18 protein-coding genes are annotated in these 19209 nt (G+C 58.8%); 8 read left to right on the forward strand and 10 right to left on the reverse strand.

Annotated features, from left to right (window positions below; translation table 11 throughout):
• Positions 1 to 186 precede the first annotated feature (186 nt).
• Both NF676_RS01725 and NF676_RS01730 read right to left on the reverse strand, forming a co-directional pair.
• Positions 187 to 570, reverse strand: a complete 384-nt coding sequence (locus NF676_RS01725; protein ID WP_052512482.1) for a PaaI family thioesterase — start codon at positions 568 to 570, stop codon at positions 187 to 189.
• On the reverse strand, positions 570 to 2894 hold the full coding sequence (locus NF676_RS01730) for a Tex family protein (protein WP_252887127.1): 2325 nt from the start codon (positions 2892 to 2894) through the stop codon (positions 570 to 572). Before NF676_RS01730 ends, NF676_RS01725 begins: the two co-directional genes overlap by 1 nt.
• Positions 2895 to 3252: 358 nt before the next feature.
• On the opposite strand from NF676_RS01730, the gene ompR reads away from it, so the two are divergent.
• Positions 3253 to 3993, forward strand: a complete 741-nt coding sequence (gene ompR / locus NF676_RS01735; protein ID WP_016772186.1) for an osmolarity response regulator transcription factor OmpR — start codon at positions 3253 to 3255, stop codon at positions 3991 to 3993.
• Positions 3994 to 4107: 114 nt separating this feature from the next.
• Positions 4108 to 5421, forward strand: a complete 1314-nt coding sequence (locus NF676_RS01740) for an ATP-binding protein (RefSeq protein ID WP_016770645.1) — start codon at positions 4108 to 4110, stop codon at positions 5419 to 5421.
• Positions 5422 to 5550: 129 nt separating this feature from the next.
• On the opposite strand, the gene rimK is transcribed toward NF676_RS01740, so the two are convergent.
• The 3 genes from rimK to rimA are packed head-to-tail and all read right to left on the reverse strand — an operon-like array spanning position 5551 to position 7728.
• Entirely contained in the window at positions 5551 to 6456 is a 906-nt protein-coding gene (gene rimK / locus NF676_RS01745; protein ID WP_024011184.1) for a 30S ribosomal protein S6--L-glutamate ligase, read from the reverse strand.
• Complete coding sequence (rimB, locus tag NF676_RS01750; protein ID WP_016772184.1) at positions 6453 to 6932, reverse strand: retropepsin-like aspartic endopeptidase RimB; 480 nt, start codon at positions 6930 to 6932, stop codon at positions 6453 to 6455. Before rimB ends, rimK begins: the two co-directional genes overlap by 4 nt.
• A gap of 16 nt (positions 6933 to 6948) precedes the next feature.
• A complete protein-coding gene (rimA, locus tag NF676_RS01755) occupies positions 6949 to 7728 on the reverse strand; it encodes a S6 modification regulatory phosphodiesterase RimA (RefSeq protein WP_252878149.1) in 780 nt (259 codons plus the stop codon).
• 116 nt (positions 7729 to 7844) lie between these two features.
• Here rimA and NF676_RS01760 point away from each other — a divergent pair, with 116 nt between their 5' ends.
• Positions 7845 to 8252 (forward strand): RNA-binding S4 domain-containing protein, encoded by a 408-nt coding sequence (locus NF676_RS01760; RefSeq protein ID WP_039756436.1) that lies wholly within the window; start codon positions 7845 to 7847, stop codon positions 8250 to 8252.
• A 97-nt stretch (positions 8253 to 8349) separates the two neighbouring features.
• Here the strand turns inward: NF676_RS01760 and NF676_RS01765 are convergent, their stop codons facing one another.
• On the reverse strand, positions 8350 to 9150 hold the full coding sequence (locus NF676_RS01765; protein WP_150637918.1) for a phosphatase PAP2 family protein: 801 nt from the start codon (positions 9148 to 9150) through the stop codon (positions 8350 to 8352).
• Positions 9151 to 9257: 107 nt separating this feature from the next.
• Here NF676_RS01765 and hslO point away from each other — a divergent pair, with 107 nt between their 5' ends.
• Positions 9258 to 10160, forward strand: coding sequence for an Hsp33 family molecular chaperone HslO (gene hslO, locus NF676_RS01770; protein ID WP_041477481.1), 903 nt, complete (start codon positions 9258 to 9260; stop codon positions 10158 to 10160).
• A 181-nt stretch (positions 10161 to 10341) separates the two neighbouring features.
• A complete protein-coding gene (locus NF676_RS01775) occupies positions 10342 to 11883 on the forward strand; it encodes a phosphoenolpyruvate carboxykinase (protein WP_016772179.1) in 1542 nt (513 codons plus the stop codon).
• A gap of 177 nt (positions 11884 to 12060) precedes the next feature.
• Here NF676_RS01775 and NF676_RS01780 read toward each other — a convergent pair whose 3' ends face one another.
• The 3 genes from NF676_RS01780 to NF676_RS01790 all read right to left on the reverse strand — a co-directional run bounded on the left by NF676_RS01780 (position 12061) and on the right by NF676_RS01790 (position 14246).
• The gene (locus NF676_RS01780; protein WP_056787114.1) at positions 12061 to 12333 is read right to left on the reverse strand and encodes a type II toxin-antitoxin system RelE/ParE family toxin; all 273 of its coding nucleotides are present in this window, start codon (positions 12331 to 12333) and stop codon (positions 12061 to 12063) included.
• Complete coding sequence (locus tag NF676_RS01785; RefSeq protein WP_056787116.1) at positions 12333 to 12779, reverse strand: antitoxin PaaA2 family protein; 447 nt, start codon at positions 12777 to 12779, stop codon at positions 12333 to 12335. The genes NF676_RS01780 and NF676_RS01785 overlap by 1 nt, the downstream gene beginning before the upstream one ends.
• A gap of 324 nt (positions 12780 to 13103) precedes the next feature.
• Complete coding sequence (locus NF676_RS01790; RefSeq protein ID WP_252887128.1) at positions 13104 to 14246, reverse strand: lipase family protein; 1143 nt, start codon at positions 14244 to 14246, stop codon at positions 13104 to 13106.
• A gap of 273 nt (positions 14247 to 14519) precedes the next feature.
• On the opposite strand from NF676_RS01790, the gene NF676_RS01795 reads away from it, so the two are divergent.
• The 3 genes from NF676_RS01795 to NF676_RS01805 all read left to right on the forward strand — a co-directional run bounded on the left by NF676_RS01795 (position 14520) and on the right by NF676_RS01805 (position 18410).
• Entirely contained in the window at positions 14520 to 16448 is a 1929-nt protein-coding gene (locus NF676_RS01795) for a RecQ family ATP-dependent DNA helicase (RefSeq protein WP_252877247.1), read from the forward strand.
• Between the two features lie 213 nt (positions 16449 to 16661).
• Positions 16662 to 17888, forward strand: a complete 1227-nt coding sequence (locus tag NF676_RS01800; RefSeq protein ID WP_252887129.1) for a 3-hydroxyacyl-CoA dehydrogenase — start codon at positions 16662 to 16664, stop codon at positions 17886 to 17888.
• Between the two features lie 102 nt (positions 17889 to 17990).
• Entirely contained in the window at positions 17991 to 18410 is a 420-nt protein-coding gene (locus NF676_RS01805; protein ID WP_071174077.1) for an acyl-CoA thioesterase, read from the forward strand.
• Between the two features lie 55 nt (positions 18411 to 18465).
• Here NF676_RS01805 and NF676_RS01810 read toward each other — a convergent pair whose 3' ends face one another.
• Positions 18466 to 18951 carry a glycine zipper domain-containing protein gene (locus NF676_RS01810; protein ID WP_252887130.1) on the reverse strand — a complete coding sequence of 162 codons (486 nt, stop codon included), beginning with the start codon at positions 18949 to 18951 and terminating at the stop codon, positions 18466 to 18468.
• Positions 18952 to 19209: the final 258 nt, after the last annotated feature.

Raw genomic sequence — 19209 nt, forward strand, 5'->3', positions numbered from 1 at the left:
TGAAGTTGAAACTGGCGTTATCGCCTGGTTTTCTAGCCTGTCAGCCGCACACATGAACCCGTAGAAGCTGCCGAAGGCTGCGATCTTTTGATCTTGCTGTTGAAAAACAAAATCAAAAGATCGCAGCCTTCGGCAGCTCCCACAGGATTCGTTGCGCCGAAATTAACTCAAAATGATGAGCAACATCTACAGGACAGCGAAGGTGCCTTGCGCTTTTGCGACCAGTTTGTCGCCCTGCATCACCTCGGCTTCGACCACCAGCGTGCGCCGGCCCGGGTGGATCACCCGCGCCGTGCACAGCACCTCGCCGTCGGAAACGGCGCGGATGTAGTTGATCTTGCATTCGATGGTCGCACTCTGCTGATCGAAGCCATGGCTGCTGGAACAAGCCAGGCCCATGGCGATGTCGACCAGACTGAACAGCGCGCCGCCGTGCAGTTTGCCGCCGCGATTGCGCAGTTCGGGCTCAAGCGCCAGGGCGACTTGCGCCACCCCGGTTTCGAGACTGTGCAGGCGACAGCCCAACAGCTTGAAAAACGCGCTCTCGACGAGCCCGGCCGGCATCTCCATCAGCGTTTCTTCAACTGCTTGGCGTTGGCGAACAGCGAGGCCATCGCATTTTTCACCGGCGCGGCTGTGGCGGTTTCCTTGCGCGGCGCGTTGCCCGAAGACTGGCGCGGTGCCGAGCCCGGACGCGAGCCACGGGCGCCATCGATTTTCTCGCCGGGAGTGTCGCTCATGCGCATCGACAGACCGACGCGTTTGCGCGGGATATCGACTTCCATGACCTTCACTTTCACCACGTCACCGGCCTTGACCGCTTCGCGCGGGTCCTTGATGAACTTCTCCGACAGCGCCGAGATGTGCACCAGACCATCCTGATGCACGCCGATGTCGACGAATGCACCAAATGCCGTCACGTTGGTCACCACGCCTTCAAGGATCATCCCCAGTTGCAGGTCCTTGAGGTCTTCGACGCCTTCCTGGAATTCGGCAGTCTTGAACTCCGGACGTGGATCGCGACCGGGTTTTTCCAGTTCTTGCAGGATGTCGGTGACGGTCGGCAGACCGAACGTTTCGTCGGTGAATTTCTTCGGGTCCAGACGCTTGAGGAACGCGGCATCGCCGATCAGCGAGCGAATGTCGCGGTCGGTTTCAGCGGCAATGCGCTGCACCAGTGGATAGGCTTCCGGGTGCACCGCCGACGAATCCAGCGGGTTGTCGCCGTTCATCACGCGCAAAAAACCGGCGGCCTGTTCGAAGGTTTTCTCGCCCAGTCGCGCGACTTTCTTCAGCGCTGCACGGGTCTTGAACGCGCCGTGTTCGTCACGGTGAGCAACGATGTTCTGCGCCAGCGTCGCATTGAGGCCGGAAATCCGTGCCAGCAAGGCCACGGAGGCGGTATTCACATCCACGCCCACGGCGTTTACGCAGTCCTCGACCACGGCGTCCAGACCGCGCGCCAGTTTCAGCTGCGAGACATCGTGCTGGTACTGGCCGACACCGATGGATTTCGGATCGATTTTCACCAGTTCGGCCAGCGGATCCTGCAAGCGACGGGCGATCGATACGGCGCCACGGATCGACACGTCCAGATCCGGGAATTCCTTGGCCGCCAGTTCCGAGGCCGAGTACACCGAGGCGCCGGCTTCGGACACCATGACCTTGGTCATTTTCATCGCTGGATATTTCTTGATCAGTTCGATCGCCAGCTTGTCGGTCTCACGGCTGGCAGTGCCGTTGCCGATGGCGATCAGATCCACCGAGTGCTTGGCGCACAGGGCGGCGAGGATGGCGATGGTCTGATCCCATTTGTTGTGCGGCACGTGCGGGTAAACCGTGGCGTGATCGAGCAGCTTGCCGGTCGAGTCGACCACGGCCACCTTGCAGCCGGTACGCAGGCCCGGGTCTAGGCCCAGGGTCGCGCGCGGGCCGGCCGGAGCGGCCAACAGCAGGTCGTGCAGATTGTGCGCGAAAACGTTGATCGCTTCGGTTTCGGCACCGTCGCGCAACTCGCCGAGCAGGTCGGTTTCCAGGTGGGTGTAGAGCTTGACCTTCCAGGTCCAGCGCACCACTTCACCGAGCCATTTGTCCGCCGGGCGGTTCTGGTTCTGGATGCCGAACTGCTGGCCGATCATGCCTTCGCACGGGTGCATGGTGCCAGGCAACTCATCGCCGACTTTCAGCGCGGAGCTGAGAATGCCTTCGTTGCGGCCACGGAAAATCGCCAGGGCACGGTGCGATGGCATGCTTTTCAGAGGCTCGTCGTGTTCGAAGTAATCACGGAACTTGGCGCCTTCCTCTTCCTTGCCGGCGATGACGCGGGCACTGAGGATCGCTTCCTGTTTGAGGAAATTACGCAGCTTTTCCAGCAGGCTGGCGTCTTCGGCGAAGCGCTCCATGAGAATGTATTTGGCGCCTTCCAGCGCAGCCTTGACGTCGGCCACGCCTTTTTCGGCGTCGACGAAGCGCGCGGCTTCGGTTTCCGGCGACAGGTTCGGGTCGTTGAACAAGCCGTCGGCCAGTTCGCCGAGGCCGGCTTCGAGGGCGATCTGGCCCTTGGTGCGGCGCTTCTGCTTGTACGGCAGGTACAAGTCTTCGAGACGGGTCTTGGTGTCGGCGAGCTTGATGTCGCGTTCCAGGGCAGGGGTGAGCTTGCCTTGCTCCTCGATGCTGGCGAGGATGCTGATGCGCCGTTCGTCGAGTTCTCGCAGGTAGCGCAGGCGCTCTTCCAGATGACGCAACTGGGTGTCATCGAGGCTGCCGGTGACTTCTTTCCGGTAACGGGCGATGAAGGGGACGGTAGAACCTTCATCGAGTAGCGCGACGGCCGCTTCGACCTGTTGTGGGCGTACGCCGAGTTCCTCGGCGATGCGGCTGTTGATGCTGTCCATAAAACCACCTGACATAGTATGAAAGCAGGCTCGCAGGCACGCAGATAATGGCCTGGAGGCTGATTGAGCGGCTGGAAAATTGCCGCTGCCTGGATCAAGAAGCTGCCCATTGACCCGTGAAATCGAACAGTTACTGCACAGGGCCGGAAAAAATACCGGCCACTTACGGTAACGATTCAGACGTTGCCTGGCGCAAAACGCCGCGCATTATAACCAGCGTTCTGTCATTCGGGGGCGTTGCAGGCTGTAGGCATAAACCTCGGTTTTCTGGCAGTGAAGGAAAAATCTGCTAACAATGCACACGGTGCGTATAACGGCAGCTACGCCATAATGCGCGCCGAGCTAAAAGGAGCATCCAATGAGCAGCACAGCACAAACTGCTGAAGGCGAAAAAATTCTTATCGTTGATGACGATCCGGGGCTGAGCAGCCTGCTGGAGCGTTTCTTCGTCAGCAAGGGCTACCGTGCCCGTACCGTTCCGAACACCGAGCAGATGGACCGTCTGCTGGCGCGTGAAGTGTTCAATCTGGTCGTTCTCGACCTGATGCTGCCGGGCGAAGACGGCCTGACCGCGTGCCGCCGTCTGCGCAGCGCGAACAACCAGATTCCGATCATCATGCTCACCGCCAAGGGCGATGAGCTGAGCCGTATCAAGGGCCTTGAACTGGGTGCCGACGATTACCTGGCCAAGCCGTTCAACCCGGACGAGCTGATGGCTCGGGTCAAAGCGGTATTGCGCCGTCAGGCCGCACCGGTGCCGGGCGCACCGGGCAGTGAGGACGAAAACGTCACCTTCGGTGATTACGTGTTGTCGCTGGCGACCCGCGAGCTCAAGCGTGGCGATGAAGTGCACATGCTCACCACCGGTGAGTTCGCGGTACTCAAGGCGCTGGTGATGAACGCCCGTCAGCCGCTGACCCGCGACAAGCTGATGAACCTCGCCCGTGGCCGTGAATGGGATGCGCTGGAGCGTTCCATCGACGTGCAGATCTCGCGTCTGCGCCGCATGATCGAACCCGATCCGTCGAAACCGCGCTACATCCAGACTGTCTGGGGCGTGGGTTACGTGTTCGTACCGGATGGCACCGCCACCAAGTGATCGGTGATTTGTAGGAGCGGGTCTGCAAGGCTCTGGTCGCACGGCCATTGCCACAGACTCGCAATCCGCAATATGCGAGCATTGCTCGCTCCTGCAAGTGTGTAGCGGTTAAAGATGAAAACCCCCGTCTGGTTCCCCCAAAGTTTTTTCTCCCGCACCCTCTGGCTGGTGCTGATCGTCGTGCTGTTTTCCAAGGCGCTGACCCTGGTTTATCTGTTGATGAACGAGGACGTGCTGGTGGATCGCCAATACAGCCATGGCGTCGCTCTGACGCTGCGCGCCTATTGGGCCGCCGACGAAGAGAACCGCGCAAAAATTGCCGATGCCGCGACCCTGATTCGTGTGGTCGGCGCCGGTGTGCCGGAAGGCGAACAGCACTGGCCGTACAGCGAAATCTACCAACGTCAGATGCAGGCGGAACTGGGTGCCGACACCGAGGTGCGTTTGCGCATGCACTCGCCGCCGGCATTGTGGGTGAGGGCACCGAGCCTGGGCGATGGCTGGCTGAAAGTGCCGTTGTATCCGCACCCGCTGCGCGGCCAGAAGATCTGGAACGTGCTCGGCTGGTTCCTCGCCATCGGCCTGCTTTCTACGGCGTCGGCATGGATTTTCGTCAGCCAGCTCAACCAGCCGTTGAAGCGCCTGGTGTATGCCGCGCGGCAACTCGGCCAGGGCCGCAGCGTACGTCTGCCGATCAGTGATACGCCGAGCGAAATGACCGAGGTTTATCGCGCCTTCAACCAGATGGCCGAGGACGTCGAACAGGCCGGACGTGAGCGGGAGCTGATGCTGGCGGGGGTTTCCCACGACTTGCGCACACCGCTGACGCGCTTGCGCCTGTCGCTGGAACTGATGGGCGATCACACCGACCTCACCGACGACATGGTCCGCGACATCGAGGACATGGACGCGATTCTCGACCAGTTCCTCGCGTTCATTCGCGACGGTCGTGACGAGTCGGTGGAAGAGGTCGACCTCAGCGATCTGGTGCGCGAAGTCGCCGCGCCATACAACCAGAACGAAGAGAAAGTGCGCCTGCGCCTGGAACCGATCCAGCCGTTTCCGCTGCGTCGGGTGTCGATGAAACGCCTGCTCAACAACCTGATCGGCAATGCCTTGAACCATGCCGGCACGGGTGTTGAAGTCGCGGCTTATGTGTCGGGAGATACCAGCGCGCCGTATGTGGTCCTTAGCGTTATGGACCGTGGCGCGGGTATTGATCCGTCCGAGCTTGAAGCGATCTTCAACCCGTTTACCCGAGGTGATCGGGCTCGCGGTGGCAAAGGCACCGGGCTGGGGCTGGCGATCGTGAAAAGGATTGCGGCGATGCATGGCGGCAATGTCGAATTGCGCAACCGGTCCGGGGGTGGACTGGAGGCGCGGGTGAGATTGCCGTTGGGGTTGATGTTGCCGCGTGATGCTGTTTAAGTGCTGAGATCTTCAAGAGGGCGGATGGCCCCTTCGCGAGCAGGCTCGCTCCCACATTTTGGAATGCGATCAACTGTGGGAGCGAGCCTGCTCGCGAAGGCGGCTTTCCAGCCGCCGAATATCTCTGGGTTAACCTTTGCCCTTGGTGCGAGTCATATTCGGCCCGCCATTCTTTTCCAGATGCTCGATGATGATTCCGGCGACATTCTTGCCAGTGGTGGTCTCGATGCCTTCCAGTCCCGGCGACGAATTCACTTCCATCACCAGCGGACCGTGATTGGAGCGCAGGATATCCACACCCGCCACCGCCAGGCCCATGACCTTGGCAGCGCGTAACGCGGTCATGCGTTCTTCCGGGGTGATCTTAATCAGGCTGGCGCTGCCACCGCGATGCAGGTTGGAGCGAAACTCGCCCGGTTTGGCCTGGCGCTTCATTGCGGCGATCACCTTGTCGCCGACCACGAAGCAGCGGATATCCGCGCCGCCGGCTTCCTTGATGTATTCCTGAACCATGATGTTCTGCTTCAGGCCCATGAACGCTTCGATCACCGACTCTGCCGCCGTCGCGGTTTCGCACAGCACCACGCCGATGCCCTGAGTGCCTTCGAGTACCTTGATCACCAGCGGTGCGCCGTTGACCATGGCGATCAGGTCGGGAATATCGTCCGGCGAGTGGGCAAAACCGGTGACCGGCAAACCGATGCCGCGCCGCGACAGCAGCTGCAGCGAACGCAATTTGTCCCGCGAGCGGGCAATTGCCACCGACTCGTTGAGCGGGAACACGCCCATCATTTCGAACTGCCGCAACACCGCGCAGCCGTAGAACGTCACCGATGCGCCGATCCGTGGGATCACCGCGTCAAAACCTTCCAGCGGTTTGCCGCGGTAATGGATCTGCGGCTTGTGGCTGGCAATATTCATGTAGGCGCGCAAGGTGTCGATCACCACCATTTCATGCCCGCGCTCGATTCCGGCTTCGACCAGACGGCGGGTGGAATACAGACGCGGATTACGCGACAGCACAGCGATCTTCATGCAACACCTGTGGAGGAGGTAGATACCGGGAACACCGGCTTGTCTTGTACATATTTGATGCCCGGATTGACCACCAACTGGCCATCGATCAGGGCTTTGGAACCGAGCAGCAGGCGATAGCGCATGGACTTGCGGCAGGCCAGAGTGAACTCCACCGGCCAGACCCGATCACCCAGGGCCAGCGTGGTGCTGATCACATAGCGCACCTGCGCATGGCCGTTGGAGCTCTTGATGGTTTTGCGCGTGACCAGCGGCGCTTCGCAGCGCCGGTGACGCAACTGCACCACCGTGCCGAGATGCGCAGTGAAGCGCACCCATTTCTCGCCGTCGCGTTCGAAAGGCTCGATGTCGGTGGCGTGCAGGCTGGAGGTGCTGGCGCCGGTGTCGATTTTTGCGCGCAGGCCCGCAACTCCCAAACCCGGGAGCGCCACCCACTCGCGCAGACCGACAACGGTCAAATGATCAAATGTCTTCAAAGAAAAAAACCAAGGGTTAACGCTTCCAGGCCCCGTCCGGCACCTGGGCCAACGCTTTGAATGCAGGTCTGGCGAACCAGTAGCCCTGCATCAGGAAAATTCCACAGTCCGCGAGGAAATCCCGTTCCCCGGTGCTTTCTATGCCTTCGGCAATGACTGTAACGTCCAACTCCGCACACATTGTGACAATCCCCCGAACGATCACCTGACGGACACGGTCCTGGTCAACATCGCGGATCAGCGCCATGTCGAGTTTGATCAGATCCGGTTGGAAATCAGCCAACAGATTGAGCCCCGAATAGCCGGCACCAAAATCGTCGATGGCGGTCTTGAAGCCGAATTCGCGGTATTCACGCAGAATATTGGTCAAATGGCGATAATTATCTACGTGCTCGATTTCCAGAGTTTCGAAAATCAGTCGGTCGATCGGAAAGTTGTGTTTGCGTGCGGCCTCCAGTGTGCTGCGAATGCATAGCTCTGGACGGTAGACGGCGTTGGGCAAAAAGTTGATCGACAAGTGTGTCTGCATATTAAGGCTGGCCGCACCTTCGATGGCGCGGGTCCGGCAGAGCTGGTCGAAACGGTAGCGGTTGTCTTCTGTAACCTGATTTAACACCGACAGTGCACCTTCCCCTGACACGCCTCGGACCAGCGCTTCGTGGGCAAATACCGATTGATCGCGCAGGTCGACAATCGGCTGGTAGGCGAAGGCAAAATCGAAATCCAGCGGTTCGCTTTGCTGGCAGCCCTGGCAACCGCCCCTAGGTGAGGTCAACGAAGTTGGAAATTTAGTCACGCGGTCACTCCAGGCCGGTCGGGCGGCGAAGATCACAGTCAATCTGGAGGGCCGAGTTCTTGCGCCCGACAGAAACGGTAGTACAGTTCCGACTACTGGCTGAGCGAGGAATTCATATGGGACAGAAGCAGGAGGAGGACGACAAGGTCCGTCTCGATAAGTGGTTATGGGCGGCGCGTTTCTACAAGACGCGTGCTCTGGCCAAAGCAGCAATCGAAAGCGGCAAGGTTCATTGTCGTGGCGAGCGCTGCAAACCGGGCAAGGAGCCGCGCATTGGTGATGAGTTCGAGATTCGCACTGGCTTCGAAGTGCGCACGGTGAGGGTCGAGGCATTGTCGATCGTGCGGCGCGGCGCGCCCGAGGCGCAGACCTTGTATGCCGAGACCGAAGCGAGTATTGCCAAGCGTGAAGCAGCTGCGGCGATGCGCAAGGCGGGCTCGTTGGGCGTGAGCACCGATGGCAAACCGAGCAAGAAACAGCGGCGGGATCTGTTCAAGTTTCGCGGTAGCAGCAACGAAGATTGAAACATTGTGCCGGCCTCTTCGCGAGCAGGCTCGCTCCCACATTCGATCGAGTCGTCTGTGGCAGCGAGCCTGCTCGCGAATCGAGTACGACGCGGTATCAGGCGCTACGCACCACACTCATCCGCGACACCATCGGCAGCTTGCCCAACAGCGCGAAAACCGGCGCGGTCAGCTTCAACCAGGAGTTCGACGCGTGATAGGCAAACGGCGTGTAGTAACCCCAGCCCAACGCCCATACCGCCAGCAGCACACCACCGATGTAGTCGTCCTGACCCCAATGCGCGCCTGCCACCAGACGCGGCAACATGAACAACACGGCCAGACCCCAGACCGTTAGAAATTGTCCGACGGTGCGGCTGAACACGCCCATGAACAACGCCCAGATCAACAACACTGAGGCATGATCACCGGGGAAACTCTGGCCGGAACGGTCCTTCAGCTCCCAGGTTTTTTCCAGATGCGGAAAGTAATCGCTGATGTGCACGGCGCCCTCAAGCACCATTGACGGGCTGCTGTGCTGCCAGCCCATGTGATCGGCGAATTTGGAAAACAGCGCGCGGATCACCACCATCAGCAGCAGGATCGAGAAAAAACCGAAGAACGCGCGACGCACGTCGATCGCCCTGAAAACCCAGTCGCCCTTGATCAGCAGCGTCAGCAGAATCAGTCCGACGACGATGTCGAACGGGCGCAGACTTGCAATTGCCCAGATGTGGAGCCATATCGGGTTGCTGGCCAGCGGCGCATTCAACGAGCGGAACAGCCACTCGTCGAAAATCACACACAGCATCTGACCGGTAGGCCATAACCAGAAAGCCAGTAGCGCCAGCGGCACTACGTTACACAGAACCAGCCGGCCGAGGTTCCACCTTGATTGGAACAAACCCGGATTGTTCATAAAATGCCTCCCATGGCGAAAAAGCGCCGGCACCAAAAAAAGTGCCAGCAAGCGCAAATTTTCACGTTTTGTAACCATTTTGTCATCACATTCAGATACCCAGACCTATGACCGATCTAGCGGATACCGATTTCACTCAACGCTTCATCTTCGATGACAGCGACACTCGCGGCGAACTGGTAGCGCTGGAGCGCAGCTACGCCGAAGTCCTCGCCAAACACCCGTACCCGGAGCCGGTCGCGCAGTTGCTCGGCGAACTGATGGCGGCCGCGTCGTTACTGGTCGGCACGCTCAAGTTCGATGGCTTGCTGATTTTGCAGGCGCGTTCGGAAGGGCCGATTCCGCTGCTGATGATCGAGTGCTCCAGCGAGCGCGAAATCCGTGGCCTGGCGCGTTACGACGCCGAGCAGATCGCGGTTGACGCGACCCTTGCCGACTTGATGCCGAACGGCGTTCTGGCCCTGACCGTCGACCCGACTGTTGGTCAGCGCTATCAGGGCATTGTTGATCTTGACGGCGAAACCCTGTCGGACTGTTTCACCAACTATTTCGTCATGTCGCAACAGGTCGGCACCCGCTTCAAGCTCTTCGCCGACGGTCGTCGTGCCCGTGGCATGTTGCTGCAACAACTCCCCGCCGATCGCTTGAAAGACGACGAGGACCGCGCCGCCAGCTGGCAGCATCTCACCGCGTTGGCCAGCACTCTGAGCGCCGATGAATTGCTCAGCCTCGACAACGAAACCGTGCTGCATCGCCTGTACCACGAAGAGCAGGTACGTCTGTTTGATGTGCAGCATCTGCGCTTCAGTTGCAGCTGCTCGCGGGAACGCTCCGGCAATGCGCTGGTCAGTCTTGGGCTGGAAGATGCGCTGGCGCTGGCCGCCGAGCAGGGCGGCAAAGTCGAGATCGATTGCCAGTTCTGCAATCAGCAGTACCTGTTTGACGCAGCCGATATTGCTCAATTGTTCGCTGGCGCGGGCGTCGATACGCCGTCAGATACCCGTCACTAAAACGGTTCAGCGCAGGTAAATTCACTGCGGAATGACGGAATATCGCCGTTACGACGGGAGGACCCTACTCTTTTTGGGCTTTTCTGGCATAATCCGGCCCACTTTTTTCGCGGTAGTAGTGCACGACTTTCTACTACAAAACGTTTGGAGCACACTCGGCCACTGGCCGACGGGGAACCTCATGACGCAAGCCAATAACGCCGTGTACACCGATCTGAGTGTTGATGATCTGGTAAAAGAAGCCCTGAATCGCGGTGAAGGCGAGCTTGCCGATACCGGCGCTCTGGTTGTTCGCACCGGTCACCGCACCGGCCGCTCGCCAGTCGACCGTTTCATCGTTGAAGAGCCTTCCACCCAGGCCGCTATCGCCTGGGGCCCGATCAACCGCAAGTTCCCGGCCGACAAGTTCGATGCCCTGTGGGCTCGCGTCGAGGCCTTCAACAACGCGCAAGAGCACTTCGTTTCCCACGTGCATGTAGGCGCGGCGGAAGATCACTACCTGGCCGTGAAAATGACCACACAGACTGCCTGGCAGAACCTGTTCGGTCGTTGCCTGTTCATCAACCCGGCCCAGTACAACCCGGCTGGCCGTGAAGAATGGCAAGTGCTCAACGTTGCCAACTTCGAGTGCGTGCCTGAGCGTGACGGCACCAACTCCGACGGTTGCGTGATCATCAACTTCGCGCAGAAGAAAGTGCTGATCGCTGGCATGCGTTACGCCGGCGAGATGAAGAAAGCCATGTTCTCGGTGCAGAACTTCCTGCTGCCGGCCGCTGACGTGCTGCCAATGCACTGCGCTGCCAACATCGGCGAAGACGGTGACGTGACCCTGTTCTTCGGTCTGTCGGGCACCGGTAAAACCACCCTGTCGGCCGACGAAAGCCGTTACCTGATCGGTGACGACGAACACGGCTGGGGCGAAGGCGTGGTGTTCAACATCGAAGGCGGTTGCTATGCCAAGTGCATCGACCTCTCCGAGAAGAACGAGCCGGTTATCTGGAAAGCCATCAAGCACGGCGCGGTGCTGGAAAACGTCGTCATCGACGACGCCAAGCACGCCGATTATGCCGATGTCAGCCTGACCCAGAACAGCCGCGCCGCCTACCCGCTGGAGCACGTTGCCAAGCGTTCCGAGAAGAACCTGGGTGGCGAGCCAAACGCGGTGATCTTCCTGACCTGCGACCTGACCGGCGTACTGCCGCCAGTGTCGATCCTCAACGAAGAGCAAGCGGCCTACCACTTCCTTTCCGGCTACACCGCACTGGTGGGCTCGACTGAAATGGGTTCGGGCAGCGGCATCAAGTCGACCTTCTCCACCTGCTTCGGCGCACCGTTCTTCCCGCGTCCGGCTGGCGAATACGCAGAACTGCTGATCAAGCGCATCCGCGGCTTCGGCTCCAAGGTCTACTTGGTCAACACCGGCTGGACCGGCGGCGGCTACGGCGTCGGCCAACGCTTCAACATCCCGACCACCCGCGCGGTGATCGCAGCGATCCAGAGCGGCGCTCTGATCGGTGCTGCCACCGAGCACCTGGACACCATCAACCTCGACGTGCCTCTGGCCGTACCAGGCGTCGACACCAACCTGCTCAACCCACGCAACACCTGGGCTGACAAGGCGGCGTACGACGAGGCAGCGAAAGCACTGGCCGGTCTGTTCATCGAGAACTTCAAGAAGTTCGAAGTGAGCGACGCGATCAAGGCGGCTGGGCCGAAGTTGTAAGTAGTAGTTTGCAGTGAATAAAAAACCGCCCTTTGGGGCGGTTTTTTCATGGGCGAAGATTTGGGTAAGCTCATCTCAACGGCGGTTCGTCACTTGCCATGTAGCAGTATTCATTCATTTTTGGCCTGATACGGCCAGAGTAATGCCACTCAACAGTACTGCAACATGATCCTCTAATTAAGGCCATTGCTGCCGTGCATGCATGACACGCAGCACTTCCACCCGATCTTTTTTGATTGCGTAGACGATGACGTAGTTGGCGGCCGCAACGATTTCACGTGTTCCGAGGACCCTGCCCTTTCGGTACAAGGTTGGGCGCTGTCTTGCTATTTCCCCTTTTGATTCGAACATTTCATCGAGATCCGCAGCAGCGTCTGGGTTGTCCTGACCGATTCGGTCCATTATCCGGTCTCGGTCAGCAAGCGCTTCCGGGCGCCAGACCAACCTCATCAGCGCCCTCGTTGACGCAGGGCATCACGCTTGGCGGCGAATATTCGGCGAGCATCTTCATCGCTGATACTTGGCCTTGGATCATCGATGCTGATCTGCACCTGTCGCTTGAACCATTCCTCATAAGCGGCCGCTTCATGGGCTTGTTTCAACGCTTCAGAGCGATCAGGCCTGGCGTAGGTTTTCAGTTGCAGCGGGTCATAGCCGGAGGCATCCACGTTGAATTGGCTGATGCCCAAGCCCTGCAGATAGGTCACAAGCGTCTCCAGCCTCTTGAACAGGCGCACCTGACCACTGCGTTGTGCTGTCAGCGCGCATTTGCGGCTGCCTTGCCGAATCTCGACCGACCAGCCTCCTGGTTTCGCGACGATAATTGTGCCGCTCACAGAACCGTTTTCGACCAAGCGAACGAGGGCGCTGTGATCGATGATTTCAGTGCTGGCCATAAATGCGAGCCCTTCGCTGAGTAATGGCTCCCATCGTACGCAATCAATAGTAGTTTGCAAATTTTGACTCCTGGTGCTGGACACGGCGTGTGCAGCGATGATGTTTCGTTTGTTACTTGGCCGGGGGCATCTGACTTGCAGCAGGTCCCAGCCGTCCTGTGTCAGCAGGTACAGGGCGTGGGTGATGTGGGTGTCGCTGCCAAAGCAGCGACACCCACGACTATAGGTTCGCACCACCCGCTCGCGATAGCCGACAAGGCATTGCGTGAAGTAGGAACGGGACGAACAATTCGCCAGACGTTGCTACCGATTCTTAAACGCTTTTCAACGCAAATGTTGGTAGCCAGAAATATCCAGCAGGCTTGTGGTCAGTCCTGTTGCCGGCCGGTAGATCGTGCCTTTGACTGCCGAGAACGGCACGCCTTTGCTGCCCAGCGAGACATAGCGCTCGCCTTTGTCCTGTTCGGTGAAATAGGTGTAGGACTGGCTGTGCATCTTCTTGTAGCGGGCTTCGTCGCTGACGATGGTGCCGGTGAAGCGCAGCAGGTCGGCATCGCTCAGATTGAGCGTTTTGCTCAGTGGCACGCCCCAACGCTTGAGGCAGATTTCCGCCAGATGGCGAACGATGCGGCCGGGCTCGATCAGCGCATTGAGGTCGCTGCTGTTGGTGGGATCGCCGCCGAGGGCCGTGGCGTTGCCGGCGAGGGTGGCGTGGCGACCGGCCATTGGATAGATCGAGGTTTTGGTGCCGGTAGCGGTTTGCGGGATCACGCAGCTGAAGCCTTTTGAGCGCTCGTCGCGGGCATAGAAGGCGATGTATTCCTTGACGTTGGATTGAAGTTTGACGCGGTTTTCCTGGAAGTTGCCGATGCCCGGGACTGGATCAATCGCAAATATATTCACCGGAATATGTTTGAGTGCAGCGTCCTGGAACATCGCATTGGCGAGCATGTGGCAACTGATACCGCCACGGCTCCAGCCGACCAGATTGACTCGCGCAGGAATAACGCCGTTCTTGCGGAAAGTCTTGATGATCTGTTCCTGCAACTTCTGTTGCGTGATACTCCGATCGCCATAGTTATACTGGCGCCAGAACCAGGAGCCTTCCACTTTCACATCTTCAATAGGAATGCCTGCGGCTTTCAGACGGTTATATTCTAACTCGGTCAGTTGTTTACGCTGCCAGTCGCATTTGCCTTTGATAATGTTCACAGCGTGCTGCACGTTTTCATCCCAGCCTTTGCCGAACAGCGTGCCGGACAGGCCGTATTCAGAGGTCTTGGTGAACAGGTCGTCGGCTTGCATATTGCCGCTGCCAGGGCCATCGACGACGATCCACTCGGCAAATTCGCGTCCGCTGTGGTGTGCAGCGAGCGTAGAAACGATTTCGCCGTCCCAGAAGCTTTTATGTTTGTCATCAAATTTGTTGGAGCCGGTGCCGCAGAAAAATATTGTTAAAGTTGTCATTTCGTTGCTCTTGCATATGTATAAGAGCAGCCAAGTTAGTTTTAGGTGGTGTAAAAAATAAAGGGCGCTGTTGTATCTGTGTTTGTAATGTGAAGTTTGTTATATATATGTAGCTGAGCTTTTCGAAAGTATGTCGAGACGCTTCGATTGTTAAACGCTTGGTTTTCGCTTCCCATGTATCATTCAGTATTGATTCAACCCCGACCTTTTCTCGACTCGCTGCAATCGCCCGCTAGGCTTTGGGCATGGCAGCAGTCAAAGGAGTGACAGCAAATGCACCACACCCTGGAACAGGTTTTTGGTTATCCACAGTTTCGCCCCGGTCAGGAGGCCGCTGTCAGCGCGGTGCTGGCGGGGCGATCCGCGGCGGCGATCTTTCCCACCGGCTCCGGCAAATCGCTTTGCTACCAACTGCCGGCACTTTTACTGCCACACCTGACATTGGTGGTCTCGCCGTTGCTGGCGTTGATGCAGGATCAACTGGCGTTTCTCAAGTCCCGCGGCATCTCGGCAGGCAGTATCGATTCGGCGCAGAGCCGCGAGGATGCCAACGACGTCATGGCCCGTGCGCGTTCGGGCGAGCTGAAAATTCTGATGATCTCCGTCGAGCGCTTGAAGAACGAGCGCTTCCGCAATTTCCTGCAGCAGGTGCCGATCTCGTTGCTGGTGGTCGACGAGGCGCACTGCATTTCCGAATGGGGCCACAACTTCCGGCCGGACTATCTGAAACTCCCCGACTACCAGCGTCAGTTCAACATTCCGCAGGCTTTGCTGCTCACCGCCACGGCGACACCAAAAGTCATCGCCGACATGCAGGCCAAATTCGCCATCGCTCCGGACGATGTAGTGACCACTGGTTTCTATCGGCCCAACCTCAATTTGCTGGTCGAGCCTGTACGCGGTCAGGACAAACGCCGGCGTCTGGTCGAATGGATGACCGAGCGTCCCGGGCAACCGAGCATTGTCTACGTGACGTTGCAGAAGACCGCCGAGCACATCGCCGAGCATCTTCAACGCAACGGAATCCAGGCCGAGGCATACCACGCAGGTTTGCCCCACGATCAGCGTGAAGACATTCAACGCCGCTTCATGGCCGGGCAGTCCAATTGCATTGTCGCCACCATTGCCTTCGGCATGGGCATCGACAAGAGCGACATCCGCAACGTGGTGCATTTCGATCTGCCCAAATCCATCGAAAACTACAGCCAGGAAATCGGCCGCGCCGGGCGTGACGGGCAGCCCTCCGACTGCCTGGTACTGGCCAACCGCGACAGCCTCAATGTGCTGGAAAACTTCGTCTACGGTGATACGCCCGAACGCGACGGGATTCATTATGTGCTCGAAGAGCTCAAAGCCTCAGTGCCGGACGGACAATGGGAGTTTTTGCTTGGGCCATTGGCGGATCAGAGCAACATTCGCTCGTTGCCGTTGAAGACTTTGCTGGTGCAGCTGGAACTGCGAGGCCTGATCGCGCCGCGCTACGCTTATTACGCTGAATACCGCTTCAAATATCTGCTTGAGCCTGAAGCATTGCTCCAGCGCTTCGAAGGCGAGCGCAGGGATTTCGTTGCGGCGATCATCAGGACGTCCACGCGAGCACGCACCTGGGCCACAGTAGATTTCGAGGCGATGTATTCGCAGTATTCCGCCGAGCGCAATCGCGTGGTGACAGCGCTGGATTACTTTCAGGAAAAGGGCTGGGTCGAGCTGGAGAGCAAGCAGATGACCGAGGTCTACAGCCTGCTGCACAGTGATTTCGCCAGCGATGCCCTGAGCGCTGAGCTGCACGAGTATTTCACCCGCCACGAACAGACTGAAGTGGCGCGGATTCACGCCATGCTTGAGGTGTTCGCCACCGAACGCTGCCTGGGTTATCGCCTGGCCGAGTATTTCGGTGACCACAATGCCCCCGAGCGTTGTGGCCATTGTTCGGTATGTCACGGCCAGATCGCGCGGTTGCCGGAGCCGCCGCCATTGCCGCCGCTTGTGGATAAAAACTTCGCGAAGCTGTGTGGTGAATTTATCCACAGGCATGAGCAGCAAACAGGGCGTATTCCATCGGCCGAACGCCTGACGCGGTTCCTGTGCGGAATCAGCGTGCCGTTGTTCACCAAACTCAAGGCGCGGGCGATACCGGGTTTTGCTGCGTTGGAAGAATACCCCTACGCGCAGGTTCGCGAGTGGGCGCAAGAGCACCTTTGATCCCTGTAGGAGCTGCCGAAGGCTGCGATCTTTTGATGTTGATTTTTTCAAGATCAAAAGATCGCAGCCTTCGGCAGCTCCTACTTCAAGTGTCATCAAGGCAGAGCCTCCATCCATCCGCTGAATGTCCATCATCACGCTAATAAACTTCAAAAACCGCCGTTGCCTGACTAAGGTTGGAATCTGTCTTCGGGCCACCCACAAGAGAACAACATGAGCCAGACATCCTTCGAAATCCAGCAAGCTGCCGTGATCGGCGCGGGCACCATGGGCCGTGGCATCGTCATGTGCCTGGCCAATGCTGGCGTGAACGTGCAGTGGGTGGATAACAATCCACAGATGCTTGAGCAGGCGCTGACGACGGTCGCGCAAACTTATGCACACAACGTGCGTCAGGGCCGCATCGATCAGGCCGAAGCGGATGCGCGAATGGCTCGCGTATCAGCAGCGGCGGATTACGCATCGATTCGCAATGTCGATCTGGTGATCGAAGCGGTGTACGAAAACCTTGAACTGAAGCAGAAGATCTTTCGCGAGCTGGATGGCTTGCTCAAGCCCGAGGCTTTGCTGGCGAGCAACACCTCGGCGCTGGACATCGACGCCATCGCGGCTGCGACCCGGCGCCCGGAACAGGTGCTGGGTCTGCATTTCTTCAGCCCCGCGCACATCATGAAATTGCTGGAAATCGTGCGCGGTGCGCAGACCTCGCCAGCGGCGCTGGAGGCCGCGCTGGCACTCGGCAAGCGCATGGGCAAGGTCAGTGTGGTGTCGGGCAACTGCCACGGTTTTATCGGCAACCGCATGCTGCATCCGTATGTACTGGAAGCGCGCAAGATGCTTCTCGAAGGCGCTTATCCACAGCAGGTGGATACCGCGCTGCAAGGCTTCGGCTTCGCCATGGGGCCGTTTCGCATGTACGACGTGGTCGGCATCGATCTGGAATGGCGTGCTCGGGAGCTAGCTGGCAAGGGGCAGGATGCGCCCGAAGTTCAGGTGGATAACCGCCTGTGTGAGATGGGCCGGTTCGGGCAAAAGTCCGGTAACGGTTATTACCATTATGAGCCGGGCAGTCGCCAGGCCGAGCATGATCCCGAGGTCGATGCATTGGTACTGCGGGTCAGCGAAGATCTGGGTTTCCAGCGTCGCGACATCGGTCCCGAAGAAATCGTTGAGCGCTGTTTGCTGGCTCTGGTCAACGAAGGCGCGAAGATTTTGCAGGAAGGCATTGCCGGCTCGGCCCATGACATCGATCTGGTGTACTTGAACGGCTATGGTTTTCCAGCGGATAAGGGTGGGCCGATGGCGTGGGCGGATCGGCAGGGGCTAGCGGATATTCATCAGCGCTTGCTGGCGCTGGAGACACGCCAGGGCGATCAGTGGAAGCCGGCGCGGTTGATTGGCGAACTGGCGGCGCAGGGGAAGGGGTTTGCTGATCGTTGACACCAGTCGGCTGTGCTGACGCCTTCGCGAGCGGGCTCGCTCCCACAGGTAAAGTGTTCGTCATCACGATCAAATTCAATTAAGAGAACGCGAGAACCCTGCATGAATCAACGCTGCGACTACCCCCACTTCCAGCCCATCACCACACGCTGGCATGACAACGACGCCTACGGTCACGTCAACAACGTTACCTACTACAGCTTCTTCGACACGGCGGTGAATACCTACCTGATTCAGGTCGGTGGCCTGGATATTCATGACGGCGAAGTGGTTGGGTTCGTGGTCAGTTCCGCCTGCGATTACTTTGCCTCGATCGCTTTCCCCGATCTGATCGAGATCGGACTGCGGGTCGGCAAGCTGGGCAACAGTTCGGTGCAATATGAATTGGCTGTGTTCAAGGTCGGCGAAAGCGAGGCGTGTGCGGCGGGACGGTTCGTGCATGTGTTTGTCGATCGGGCGAGCAATCAGCCGGTGCCGATTCCTGCCGGTTTGCGCGGGGCGCTGGAGCGGCTGGTGGTCTAGACGCGCAAAAAAAATCGCAGCCCAAAAGCTGCGATTTTTTGTTCAAGCCTTCGCCTTAGTGGTGGCGATAGTACTTGTGATGCTTGCGGTGGCCGTAGGCATGGCCGCGACCTGGATGACCACGATCGCGGTAGTAGCGACGGTCATCATGGCGACGGTCGTAACGACGATCATCGTCGTCACTCTTGTTGCCCATGTAGTTACCCAGTGCGCCACCTGCGCCGCCACCAGCGGCGGAGCCGATCAGGCTGCCGGTGGTGCCGCCGAGACTACGGCCAACCACGTTACCGCCGGCTGCACCCAGTGCACCGCCGATGGCCGCTTCGCCACGGCTGTGCTTGTCTGCACCGACCGCACTACCACCCGCGCCGCCCAGGGCTGCGCCGATGGTGGAACCTGTATTGCCGCCTAACGATTGACCGACGACCGAGCCAAGAACCCCGCCCAATGCGCCGCCCACACCTGCTTCGGTGGTGCCTCCGGCAGAAGCGAAGCCACTGACCAGGCCAAGGGACAACAAGAGAATCGAGGAGAACTTCATAGAGGATGAGCCTCAAAGGGATGACGGCGCCGATCCTGAAGCTCTGCAATGGGCGTGACAATCAAAATCCGACGAATAACACGACTTGTATACAATATTGCAAGTTACTGTTTTTTCACCGGAACTTAACCGATTTTCGCCGGTCTTTAGCTACTTCGGACAGGCCGTTTTCATGCAGAAACGGCCTTTTTTGTGGGCGGTCGAAAATCTTTGCCACGGCAGATCTGTTGACAGGTCGATCGCATTCGCGAGCAGGCT

This window comes from Pseudomonas siliginis (assembly GCF_024072275.1).
GTDB classification, from domain to species: domain Bacteria; phylum Pseudomonadota; class Gammaproteobacteria; order Pseudomonadales; family Pseudomonadaceae; genus Aquipseudomonas; species Aquipseudomonas siliginis.